Genomic DNA, 12,811 nt, shown 5'->3' with positions numbered 1-12,811 from the left:
ATTTACTTGCAAACGTATTCTTTTACAGCAAAAGTTTCCAATGAAATTTTTTTAATTTATTGGAAAATCTATTGTTCCCCCAAATCACCAGCAGGAACCGCTTTTTTTTAAAAAAAGAACAGCCATTAGACTGTTCTTTTTACTTTATTTCTTCAGTTGGTTTTGGAACGAGTACAGTGCGGGGTTTACTCCCTTCATAAGGACCAATAACGCCGCGCATTTCCATTTCATCAATTAAGCGGGCTGCTCGGCTGTAGCCAATTCGAAAGCGCCGCTGAAGCATAGAAACGGATGCTGTCTGCATTTCAGAAATAAGTTGAACTGCATCATCATAAAGTTCATCTTCTGACTCCCCTGTCGCTTCCGGTATATCTTCAGGAATCATTTCTTCTTGATATTGAGCTTTTTGTTGAGAAATCACAAAGTCAACAATATCTTCAACTTCCTCATCTGATAAAAAGGCACCTTGAACGCGGACAGGTTTAACCGCTCCAGAAGGGTAAAAAAGCATATCCCCGCGGCCGAGCAATTTTTCAGCTCCGCCCATGTCAAGTATTGTTCTTGAGTCGGTCGCCGAAGACACCGCAAAGGCAATTCGTGATGGAATATTCGCTTTGATTACGCCGGTAATGACATCAACAGACGGGCGCTGAGTTGCAATAATAAGATGAATTCCAGCTGCCCGTGCCATTTGCGCCAAACGGGTAATGGAATCCTCTACATCATTTGATGCAACCATCATTAAATCAGCAAGTTCATCAACAATCACCACAATGTATGGAAGATGGGGCTGTTTTTCACCTGTCTCCGCATTATGCTTCGTCACATATCCGTTATAGCCTTCAATATTTCTCGTGCCGGTATGTGAAAATAAATCATAGCGCCGTTCCATTTCACCAACGACTTTTTTCAAAGCCTGTGATGCTTTTTTCGCATCCGTTACAACTGGCGCCAGCAAATGGGGGACACCGTTATATACATTTAATTCAACCATTTTTGGATCGATCATCATCATTTTTACTTCATGCGGTTTTGCACGCATTAAAATACTTGTAATAATGCCGTTTATGCACACACTTTTCCCGCTTCCAGTCGCACCTGCCACTAGTAAATGGGGCATTTTGTTCATCTCAGCGGTAATTGCTTCACCTGTAATGTCCCGCCCTAAAGCAACAAGAAGTTTTGAATCTGGTTTATCATTTTGCTTCGCTTCAATCACTTCACGAAAACTAACCATTGCCACTTCAGCGTTAGGCACTTCAATACCAATCGCTGATTTTCCTGGGATTGGCGCTTCCATCCGAATGTCTTTCGCAGCAAGCGCAAGCGCAAGATCGTCGGTCAAGCCGACAATTTTGCTTACTTTTACTCCTGTATCAGGATGGACTTCATATTTTGTGACAGCAGGACCTAGATGGACTTGAGTAACTTTCGCTTTGACACCAAAACTTTGAAATGTTTTCTCCAGTTTTTGTGCGTTTTTTTGAATATGTTTTTTTTCATTGCTCTGGTCTGTTTTCTGAGGTTTTTTCAAGATGGTGGCAGGTGGTAGCTTGTAATCTGTGTTTTCTTCCTCTGCAAACGCTAGAATGGTTTCTTCCAATTCTTTTACCGGTTCTGGCTTTTGCTGCACGATTGGTTCATCATTGTATGCTTTTTCAGAAAAACTTGAGATGACCGGCTCCGGTTCATTCATGACAATTGGAAGATCTCGTTCCGGCTCAATAACTTCTTTCTGTTCTTCAGGCTTCACCCTTTGTTTCTCTTCTTTTCTTTCATTCATTCTCTGTTTCCATTGCTGCAATTGGTCTTTAACCTTCTCACCAATAAGAACAGCAGTGTGAGACAGTTTTTCAATAAGCGGGTTTCCGCCGATCATGACAATACCGGCCAAGAAAAGAAAAACAGCAAAAACCCATGTACCGGGACGGCCGAATAAAAAGTAAAATAAATAGAACAGTGAGCCGCCAATCATGCCGCCGCCAATGTTTACATCTTGTTGTGAAATGCTGTCTTTATATAATAGCCAGGTTTCTGAAAGGTAGTTGGTTCCTTCGTTTGGATTTTCAAACAGGCGAATATGCAGGAAAACAAGGATGCTTGCGATAATAAGCAATAAACCAAAAATACTTCTTTTCCATATGGGCGGGCGCCGCCGTTTAATCACCATGTATACAGCCATTCCTGCTATACCGATTAATCCAGCCATATAGAGATTTCCAAAGAAAAATGAAGAAGCATGTTTCACCATTCTCCCTGCCATTCCTGTACCGATCATTCCAATCGTACAAACAGCGAGTATGACAGCACCTGCTCCTTGCAGCTTAAACGATTCAATCCGGGCTTTTTCTTTATTTGTTCGGCGCCGTGTCGTTTTTTTGCGTTTTTTTTGTACCAATTCAATCACCCTTGTTTTTTGATCTATAAACAGATGGAAAGCAGCCTACTCTTGGCTGCTTTCCAATTATACCATATTCTAATCGAACACACGATCCATTACACTTCCATGATGATTGGTAAAATCATAGGGCGTCTTTTCGTTTTTTCATGCAGGAATGAATTTAATTGATCCCGAATATCTTGTTTAATACCTGACCATTCAAAAGATTCCCCTGCAAGATTTTTTTCAACAATATTTGTAACAAGTTTCACTGAATCCTCTATCAATTTTTCTGACTCACGAACATAAACAAAACCACGCGAAATAATTTCTGGACCCGCTACTATTTTTTTCTGTTTTTTACTCAATGTAATGACAACGGTAAAAATACCATCCTGTGACAGTAATTTCCGGTCACGAAGAACAATGTTTCCGACATCCCCTACACCAATTCCATCAATCAAAACATTTCCGGCTGTAACCCTGCCCGCCGGACGCATTCCGCCATTTTTAAATTCAATGACATCGCCTTTTTCCGGAATATAAATATTCTCACTCGGCACACCTGTCATTTCGGCAAGTTTCGCATGGGTTTTAAGCATCCGGTATTCACCTTGAACCGGTATGAAATATTTCGGTTTCATCAAGTTCAGCATAAATTTCAAATCTTCCTGGGAACCATGGCCGGAAACATGAACACGACGGCTGCCAGTCAACACATTTGCTCCTGCACGGTACAGTAAATTCACTGTTTTTGCTAGAAGCAATTCAAGCCCTGCTGAAGGGGTCGCTGTAATTAAAACCGTATCCCCCTCTTTAATTTTCACATGACGGTTTGTGCCTTTCGCCATTTTTTGCAGTGCTTCAATCGGTTCTCCCTGTACACCAGTTGCTAAAATAACTACTTCGTGATCCGGGTATTTGCTGATTTCATTTAAGTTAATTAAAATGTCTTCTTCAACATGAAGGTAACCTAGCCGAATGGCAATGTCGTTTACACGTTGAATGCTTTTGCCGCTTACAGCCACTTTTCGGCCGTTTTCATGCGCGGCATCGAATACTTGCTGCATACGGATTAAGTTGGACGCAAATAATGAGACAATAATGCGTCCTCTCGCTGAGTGAAACGCATCAGATAGCTGCGCAGCAATCACATCTTCAGAAGTCGTATGTCCTGGGCGCTCTGCTTCAGTGGAATCAGATAATAAAGCAAACACACCATTTTTACCAAGCGCGGCCATTTTGCTGATGTCCGGCGCGTAGTGTCCTTTTGCACTCTGATCAAATTTAAATTCACCCGTATGTACGATGGCGCCTTCTGACGTATGAATGGCTACCCCAACAGAATCTGGAATGCTGTGCGTTGTGCGGAAGAACGTGACTTCTGAATGATCGAAACGAAGCCTTGAATCAGAATGAACCGTATAAAACTTCACATCTTCCTTCACGTTTTCTTCCCGAAGACGCATTTTCGCGAGCGCTAGTGTCAATTTCGTTCCATATACTGGCGCTTTTACTTTTTTCAATACATATCCTAGCGATCCGAGCGCATCTTCATGCCCGTGTGTTAAAAAAATTCCTTTGACCCGATCTTTGTTTTCCTCTAAATATGTGATATCCGGAATAACGATATCAATGCCAAGCATTTCGTTTTCTGGAAACATGAGTCCAGTGTCAATCACGAAAATATCGCGATCCACTTCCACGACCGTCATGTTTTTGCCAATTTCACCGACTCCACCGAGCGGAATGATTCTAATCAGTTCATTTACTTTCTTGCTCACAATATTTTCCTCCTAAACATTTAACAAACCCGTTCCATACACTTACGTCTATTATAATCGATGGAGAAAAGTAAAGCCAATACTATCTGACATGAATAAAAAAAAGCCGGTTTTACAGAAAAAATCTGCAAAACCGGCTTTTTGTTTAAAGCAATGTCGACAATGTTGTTCGTTCGTCTTCTGTTAGCGGAATAAGCGGAAGACGGACGCTGCCAACATCCAGCCCTTTTATTTGAAGAGCTGTTTTCACCGGCACCGGGTTCGGCGCGGCAAATAGTCCGCGGAATAGCGGGAGAAGTTTTTGATGAATGACTGCGGCTGTTTGTACGTCACCTTCAAAAAACGAATCAATCATTTTTCTCATTTCGTTTCCAGCCACGTGAGATGCGACTGAAACGATACCTGAGCCGCCAACTGACAACACAGGGAGTGTCAAGCCATCATCGCCGCTGTAGACAAGAAAGTCATCAGCTGTATTAGCCAAAATTTCTGTGATGATATCGATGTTGCCGCTCGCTTCTTTTGTCGCTATTATATTAGGTACTTCATTTGCGAGACGAATAGTTGTTTTCGGTTCAATTAAGATGGACGTGCGTCCAGGGATATTATAGATCATGATCGGAAGACTAGTCGATTCAGCGATCGTTTTGAAATGCTGAAATAGTCCCTCCTGATTCGGTTTATTATAATAAGGTGCGACGAGCATAATCGCGTCAACACCTGCTTCTTCCGCTTTTTTTGTCATTTCAATTGATGCTCTTGTATTGTTGCTGCCCGTTCCGGCAATAACCGGGATACGGCCTGCAGCCACTTTTACTGCATGACGGAAAAGAGCTATTTTTTCTTCTGAAGTAAGTGTCGGTGATTCACCGGTCGTACCTGCCACAACGAGCGAGTCCGTTCCGGTTTGAATTAAATGTTCAATCAGTTGGGTTGTTTTATCGAAATCAATGTTTCCTTTTGAATCAAACGGCGTAACCATTGCCGTTGACAACCGGCCGAAAGAAATCATTTGTATTCGCCTCCTGTAGTCTCGGCCTCCTCATTCAATTCAGCCTGTTCGTCTATTGTTTCTAATAAAAATGCATCGTGAAGTGCGTTGACTGCAGCCGGCATCTGTTTTTCTTTGACAAGAATCCAGATTGTCGTATGACTGTCTGCTGACTGCATAATGTTAATACCCTTAGCTGAGAGCGCGGTAACAATTTTAGACGTTACACCTGGCACGCCTGTCATGCCTGCGCCGACAACAGAAACTTTTGCACAGTCCGATTCCATAATCGGTGTGTAGCCGTTGTCCATTAGTTTCTGTTTCGCGCGGCGGGCATCGGCGGACGGGACGGTATATGTGATCCGATCCTCTGAAATATTTATAAAATCAACGCTGATTCCCTCAGCCGCCATAAGTTGAAAAACAAGTGCCTGTTCAGTCGTCTGGACTCTAATCCGTGTTATACCGGTTACATGAGCAATCCCGGTCACCGTACGTTCACGCATGTCAGAACCGTGATTTTCATCCGTTGAAGACGTCACAAGCGTGCCTGTTTCCTCTGTATATGTCGAACGAATACGGAGCGGTACTTTCGCCTGCATCGCAATTTCCACTGCGCGCGGGTGAATCACTTTTGCCCCTTGATACGCCATATTACATACTTCCGTATATGTCACGATAGAAAGCGGACGCGCATTCTGAACGATGCGCGGGTCCGCCGTCATAATACCGTTCACATCAGTAAAAATATCAATAAAGTCAGCGCCTACCGCTGCGCCTATCGCTGCTGATGATGTGTCGCTGCCTCCCCGGCCAAGCGTGGTAATTTCACCTGACTTGGATGCCCCTTGAAAACCGGCTACAACGACTACATCGTTCGTTTCCAGTTCTTTGAGAAGGCGCGTACACCTCATTTCAATTATTTTGGCGTTCATGTGTTCATGATCCGTTACAAATCCTGCTTGCCCGCCGGTTAAAGCTGTTGATACAAGCCCGTTTTCTTTTAGCATGTTTGAAAAAACAAGACTGGAGATCAGTTCGCCAGCTGACATTAGAAGGTCTTTTTCTCTTCTTGTCAGCTTGCTTTCTTCTCCTCCGGTAAGAGAAAGTAATGTATCCGTTGAATATGGATCCCCTTTTCTTCCCATAGCGGAGACAACAACAACTACTTTATAACCTTCACGAACGGCCCGCTGCACGTGGACAAGTGCACTGAGCCTTGACTGTTCGTCACGAACAGATGTGCCGCCGAATTTCTGGATGATGATTTTCACATTGAACACCTAACCTCTTCTTAGAAGAATGGCAGCCGTTTATTTTTCTGTAACAATCTCCATTTCGATCAATGTTTCAGCGATCTGTACAGAATTCCAGGCTGCGCCTTTTAACAAGTTATCAGAAACAACCCACATATGAAAACCGTTATCTGTATCAAGATCTTTCCGAATGCGGCCGACAAATACGTCATTCTTGCCAACGCAGTCCGCAGGCATTGGATACACTTGCTCTGCCGGGTTGTCTTGGAGGACCACACCCGGTGCATCTTTCAGCAGACCTTGAATGTCACTAGCTGTGAGAGCGCCTTTTTCTGTTTCAAAATAAAGTGATTCAGAGTGACCCGTTGCAACAGGCAAACGCACACATGTCGCTGCAACAGGAAGATCTTCCATGTGCATGATCTTTTTCGTTTCGTTAATCATTTTCATTTCTTCAAATGTAAAACCATTATCTTCAAACTTATCGATTTGCGGTATCGCATTGAAAGCGATTTGATAGTGCTTTTTATCGCTTCCAACCGGCAAAATTTTCGGTTCGAATGATTCGTTATTAATGATTGCTTTTGTTTGATTGTAAAGCTCTTCTACTGCTTGTGCACCCGCACCGGACACTGCCTGGTACGTTGACACGATCACTTTTTTCAAGCCATAAGCTTGACGGATCGGTTCTAGTGCTACGAGCATTTGAATCGTTGAGCAGTTTGGATTGGCAATGATGCCTTTATGGCTGCGCAAATCTTCTTTATTCACTTCAGGTACAACTAGCGGAACTTCCGGATCCATGCGGAATGCACTTGTATTGTCGATGACCACAGCACCACGCTTTGCTGCTTCAGGAGCAAGTGCCTTTGATACACTGCCGCCGGCTGAGAACAATGCGATGTCAATCCCTTCAAAACTTTCCGGTTTTGCTTCCTGTACCGTTACGTCTTCGCCTCTAAATGAAACGGTTTTTCCCGCTGAACGGGCGGAAGAAAGAAGCGTCAATTTCTTAATCGGAAAATTGCGCTCTTCCAGTGTTTTAAGCATTTGCTGCCCGACCGCTCCCGTCGCACCTACGACGGCTACGTGAAAACCTTTGTTACTCATGTAAATCTTCCCCTTCCAGAATAAGTGATTCATTTTTACGTATGTGATACGTTGTCGAATAATAGCTAATAGTGAAAATAAGTATCTCGATACTATTAATAGCATTATTTTAACACATTAAAGGATGAATAAAAGAAGAAAATCATTCGTTCGATAAAAAAGACGGAATTTAAGGGGAGCTGTGTTAGTTTTCTTTTAACAGCGGCTGAAGTTGCTGGTAGTTTAGTGCGGCAGCAACGGTTTCTGGAATGAGGTTCATTTTGGCAACGAGTGAATTCGGTTTCTTGAAAGGATCGTCCTGTCCGAAAGGAACGAAAAAAATGTTCTTTGTATTTAACAGTTTAAAAATGTTATGGCTGTTTAACCCGAGTCCATCATTTGTCGATACTGCAAGGACAACCGGTCTGCCATTACGGAGAGTTGCTTTTGCCGCCATTAAAACTGGAGAATCCGTGTTAGCATTGGCAAAACGGCTGAGTGAACTTCCTGTCATTGGCGCGATAACCATACAATCAAGCGGTTCTTTTGGACCGAGCGGTTCTGCATCTTGTATCGTCACGATCGATTTTTTCCCGGCTGCTTCTTCCACTTTTTGCAGCCACTCGCCAGCCGATCCAAAGCGGCTCGCCTCTTTTTGAACGGTTGCAGTCGCAACCGGAACGACATTCGCGCCGAGTTCTTTTAACCTTAAGACGATTGGGACCACTTCCTCAAATGTACAATGAGAGCCTGTCAACCCAAAGCCAATTCGGCGTCCTGTTAAAGACAGTTCCACTATTTATAATCCCCTTTCCCTTTTCCATTCACGTGCAGCATCGACTATGACATGACCGAGTATTTTCCCGGCCGTTTCAGGCGCTGTTTTCCCTGGTAGACCAAGTGCATGAATGGCCTGAATACCTGCTTTTTTCGCCGCTTCAAAATCTGTGCCGCCAGGCTGTGAAGCGAGATCAATGATCAAACTCTTTTTTTTCATATTTTGAATGACGTCCTTTGTTAAAACAAGTGACGGTACCGTATTGATGATAATATCCGCATTCTTAATATGAGTATTGAGTTCCTCCATATAAAAAGGCTCAAGCCCCATTTCAATTGCACGGGCAAATTTCCCAGGTTCTCTTACTGCCGTTTTGACAAAAGCACCCGTTTGCTGGAAAAGCCGGGCTGTTGTCAAGCCAACCCGTCCTAAACCGACAACGACGACATTTGAGCGATGGATCGTAATCGGTGTGTGCATTATCGCCAGCAAAAGCGTCCCTTCTGCTGTTGGAATTGAGTTATGAATCGCGACATCTTCACGGTCAAATAAATAGAGAATTTCACGCTTAACAATATCAGTGAGTTCTGGGGTATGGATGCCGCTTATGATGATACATCTCTCCGGCAGCAGTGATGCGATCTCTTTCGTAAATAGAAGCGGATCGCCGGCATATGGTGATTCAACCTCCCCGCCCTCTTTAACACCCGATACAGGCAAAATGAATAGATCAATCGGAAGATTTTCCAGTTTATCAACATGTACCTGTTCAGCATGGTCTATTTTCTCAATATGATTAAATCCAATCATCCAAACGTGATAACCGTTTTTTGACAGTATACGGCTGATTTCCAATTGCCTTGCATCCCCGCCAAATATAACTGCGTTCATCTTCATCTCCTCCATTTGCGACGTATTCTTTTTATTGTATGAAACGTTTATTTCCCTGTGCCTTTATTATGCTATAAAAAAAGAACCCGCAATTAGCGGATTCAGATTGTTGCTGATGTCGGCCATTTGCCATCAGGACTGATCAATGATGCCGAAAATGGTTTATCGAATAATTGTCTGCCCAGCTGATCAATGCTGTCTTTCGTTACACTGTCAATAAGTGAAACAATTTCATCAAGTGAACGGTGACGTTTTAAAAGCAGCTCATTTTTCCCGTTTCTGCTCATCCGGCTGTTTGTACTCTCCAGGCTCAGCATTAAGCTGCCTTTCAACTGCTCTTTACTATTATACAGTTCTTTTTCGGTAAAGCCTTCTTCTTTCACAAGCTTGATGGAATTGACGATTGTTTCGTACAATTCATCGAGCTGACCGGCACCGGTTCCGCCGTAAAATGTAATTAAGCCGGTATCCTTATATGAGGAATGATAGGAATAAACAGAATAAGCAAGACCCCGCTCTTCACGTACTTCCTGGAACAAACGGCTCGACATACTGCCGCCGATAATATTGTTCATAACAATTAAGTTGTAAATGTCTTTATCTCCAATTGGAATGCCTTCAAATCCTAGACACAAATGTGCTTGCTCTGTTTCTTTTGAGCGAGACTTTTTCTCGTGGAAAAAATGAACCGGTGCGGCCATAGACTGCGCTTTTCCACCTGTGTATGAACCAAAAAGCGCTTCCGCTTTGCGGACAATCTCTTCATCAATATTTCCGGCAATGGAAATAACAATTCGGTCCGGAGTATACATGTTATACATATAGTCCTTTAACGTATCACGTGTAAACGAAGCGAGTGTTTCTTCTGTTCCTAGTATCGGCAGACCAAGCGGATGATTCCCGAATGCTGCTCTGCTTAATAAGTCATGGACAATATCGTCAGGTGCATCTTCATACATTTTAATTTCTTCATAAATGACATTTTTTTCTTTCTCCATCTCTTCTTCTTCGAATTTAGAATGGAAAAACATGTCTGACAGTACATTTAATGCATGATCGGCATGATTATCGAGCACTTTTGCATAGTAGCACGTATATTCTTTTGACGTAAACGCATTAACCTGACCGCCGATGCTGTCAAAACTTTCAGCAATTTCCTTTGCACTTAATGTATCTGTCCCTTTAAAGAACATATGTTCAAGGAAATGGGATATACCATTTAGCTCCGGAGATTCGTCCCGTGAACCGGTCGCAATCCAAATACCGATTGCTGCCGAGCGAACAGTTGAAATTTCTTCCGTCACTATAGTAACACCATTATTACATGTAAATCGTTTTATCAAGGTAATCAAGTCCCCCTAATTCTGTTTCACCAGGATGTCATTTTCGTTATACCAATGAATAACAATAGCATATGTAGCACATTTATGCCAGAAAAAAACGCTGATCTGCAAAAGAGATCAACGCTTTTAAAAATTACTGTTTTGCCGCTTCTTCTTTTTCTTTTTGCTCTTTCAAAACCGCTTTACGGGATACGTTTACACGTCCCTGGTTATCAATCGCGATGACTTTTACAAGGAACTCATCGCCTATTTTCACAACGTCTTCCACTTTGCCGACGCGCTCTTCAGCTAGTTCAGAAATGTGTACAAGTCCGTCTTTTCCTTTAAACAATTCAACGAATGCACCAAATTTTTCAATTCGTTTTACTTTCCCCATGTAAAGCTCGCCAACTTGAACTTCACGAACGATGTCTTCAATGATTTTCTTAGCACGCTCATTGTCTTCTTGATTAATGGATGAAATAAAGACTGTTCCATCCTGTTCAATGTCGATTTTAACGCCCGTTTCTTCAATGATTTTGTTGATCTGTTTCCCGCTTGGTCCGATGACATCGCGAATTTTGTCAGGATTGATCGTCATTGTCATTATTTTTGGTGCATATGCAGACAATTCAGCACGCGGCGTGTCGATGACAGACAGCATATGCTCTAAAATATGCATTCTTCCTTCTTTTGCTTGCTGCAATGCTTCTTCTAAAATTTCTCGGCTTAAGCCATCAATTTTAATATCCATTTGAAGCGCTGTAACACCTTTAGCTGTACCAGCTACTTTAAAGTCCATGTCACCCAAGTGATCTTCCATGCCTTGAATATCGCTAAGGACTGTATAGTGTTCGCCTGACTTCACAAGACCCATTGCGATACCTGCAACAGGTGCTTTAATCGGCACACCCGCATCCATCATTGCCATCGTACTTGCACAAATACTTGCCTGTGATGATGAACCATTTGATTCAAGAACTTCTGACACGAGACGAATCGTGTACGGGAAGTCTTTTTCATCCGGGATTATTGGCTCAAGCGCACGTTCACCTAGAGCACCGTGACCGATTTCACGGCGTCCTGGCGCGCGAAGCGGACGTGTTTCCCCTACGCTGAAGGACGGGAAATTGTAATGGTGCATAAAACGTTTAGACTCTTCCACACCGAGTCCGTCCAAAATTTGAACGTCGCCTAAAGCACCTAGAGTCGCAATGCTCAGCACCTGTGTCTGTCCACGTGTAAACATAGCGGAACCGTGTGTGCGCGGAAGCAATGTTGTTTCCGATGCAAGCGGACGGATTTCATTTATTTTACGGCCATCCGGACGAATTTTTTCCACCGTAATTAAACGGCGTACTTCTTCTTTAACAATTTTGTCGAGAATTTCCGATGCTTCACGGAGTGCCTCTTCCGCACCTTCTGCTTCAAGTGCTGCTTTAACAGCGTCTTTTACTTCTTTGATCGCTTCTTCTCGCGCATGCTTTTCAGCGGTTTGAATTGCTTGAATCATGTCCTGTTCGCACATTGTACGGATTTTCGCTTCGAGTTCTTTGTCATTTTCATACAGTTCAACTTCGCGCTTTTCTTTTCCGCATTTTGCGACAATTTCTTCTTGGAATGAAATTAATCGTTGGATTTCCTCATGGCCAAACATAATCGCTTCAAGCATCACTTCTTCTGGAACTTCTTTGGCACCTGCTTCGACCATGTTAATCGCTTCTTTCGTACCGGCAACCGTCAAATCGATGTCACTTAGTTCCGCCTGTTCAACAGTTGGGTTAATGACGAATTTTCCGTTAATCCGGCCTACTTGTACACCGGCAATCGGACCTTCGAACGGAATGTCTGAAACAGAAAGTGCGAGAGACGAACCAAACATCGCAGCGACTTCAGATGAGCAGTTTTGGTCAACACTCATCACCATGCTGATCACTTGAATTTCATTACGGAAACCATCCGGAAAAAGTGGACGGATCGGCCGGTCAATTAAGCGGCTCGCCAATGTGGCTTTTTCACTTGGACGGCCTTCGCGTTTAATAAATCCGCCGGGAATTTTCCCAACCGCGTAAAGGCGTTCTTCATAGTTAACCGTCAATGGAAAGAAATCTACTGCTTTTGCTTCTTTTGAGGCAGTTGCAGAGCTTAATACAACGGTATCACCGTAGCGAATTAACGCTGATCCATTGGCCTGCTTAGCGATTTGTCCAACTTCGACAGTCAGCTCACGCCCTGCCCAATCCATGGAAAATACTTGTTTTCCCTGCTCCATTTATTTGCACCTCTCTTATTTAAAAAACGTTTTTTTTCCTAACAAAAA

The 12,811-nt window shown here is 43.1% G+C and carries 9 protein-coding genes; all 9 read right to left on the bottom strand.

Annotated elements, in window-relative coordinates; genetic code table 11:
- Positions 1–139: 139 nt before the first annotated feature.
- The 9 genes from BTO28_RS00980 to pnp all read right to left on the bottom strand — a co-directional run bounded on the left by BTO28_RS00980 (position 140) and on the right by pnp (position 12,763).
- Positions 140–2,398 (bottom strand): FtsK/SpoIIIE family DNA translocase, encoded by a 2,259-nt coding sequence (locus BTO28_RS00980; RefSeq protein WP_076763107.1) that lies wholly within the window; start codon positions 2,396–2,398, stop codon positions 140–142.
- A gap of 98 nt (positions 2,399–2,496) precedes the next feature.
- Positions 2,497–4,164, bottom strand: coding sequence for a ribonuclease J (locus BTO28_RS00975; RefSeq protein WP_076763103.1), 1,668 nt, complete (start codon positions 4,162–4,164; stop codon positions 2,497–2,499).
- 145 nt (positions 4,165–4,309) lie between these two features.
- Positions 4,310–5,176 carry a 4-hydroxy-tetrahydrodipicolinate synthase gene (gene dapA, locus BTO28_RS00970; protein WP_076763100.1) on the bottom strand — a complete coding sequence of 289 codons (867 nt, stop codon included), beginning with the start codon at positions 5,174–5,176 and terminating at the stop codon, positions 4,310–4,312.
- A complete protein-coding gene (dapG, locus tag BTO28_RS00965) occupies positions 5,173–6,429 on the bottom strand; it encodes an aspartate kinase (protein ID WP_076763419.1) in 1,257 nt (418 codons plus the stop codon). The genes dapA and dapG overlap by 4 nt, the downstream gene beginning before the upstream one ends.
- A gap of 39 nt (positions 6,430–6,468) precedes the next feature.
- Entirely contained in the window at positions 6,469–7,521 is a 1,053-nt protein-coding gene (gene asd / locus BTO28_RS00960; RefSeq protein WP_076763096.1) for an aspartate-semialdehyde dehydrogenase, read from the bottom strand.
- A 184-nt stretch (positions 7,522–7,705) separates the two neighbouring features.
- On the bottom strand, positions 7,706–8,290 hold the full coding sequence (locus BTO28_RS00955; RefSeq protein WP_076763417.1) for a dipicolinate synthase subunit B: 585 nt from the start codon (positions 8,288–8,290) through the stop codon (positions 7,706–7,708).
- Between the two features lie 9 nt (positions 8,291–8,299).
- Positions 8,300–9,169, bottom strand: a complete 870-nt coding sequence (gene dpsA / locus BTO28_RS00950) for a dipicolinate synthase subunit DpsA (RefSeq protein WP_158068769.1) — start codon at positions 9,167–9,169, stop codon at positions 8,300–8,302.
- Positions 9,170–9,270: 101 nt separating this feature from the next.
- Positions 9,271–10,512: a M16 family metallopeptidase gene (locus tag BTO28_RS00945; protein ID WP_076763091.1), complete on the bottom strand. Its 1,242-nt coding sequence runs from the start codon at positions 10,510–10,512 to the stop codon at positions 9,271–9,273.
- Positions 10,513–10,645: 133 nt separating this feature from the next.
- Positions 10,646–12,763 (bottom strand): polyribonucleotide nucleotidyltransferase, encoded by a 2,118-nt coding sequence (gene pnp / locus BTO28_RS00940; RefSeq protein ID WP_076763089.1) that lies wholly within the window; start codon positions 12,761–12,763, stop codon positions 10,646–10,648.
- Between the last annotated feature and the right edge of the window lie 48 nt (positions 12,764–12,811).

The sequence above is a fragment of the Domibacillus epiphyticus genome, from assembly GCF_001975785.1.
GTDB lineage: Bacteria > Bacillota > Bacilli > Bacillales > Domibacillaceae > Domibacillus > Domibacillus epiphyticus.
Note: the sequence above shows the minus strand (reverse complement) of the source record. Positions and strands in the feature narration are given on the sequence as shown.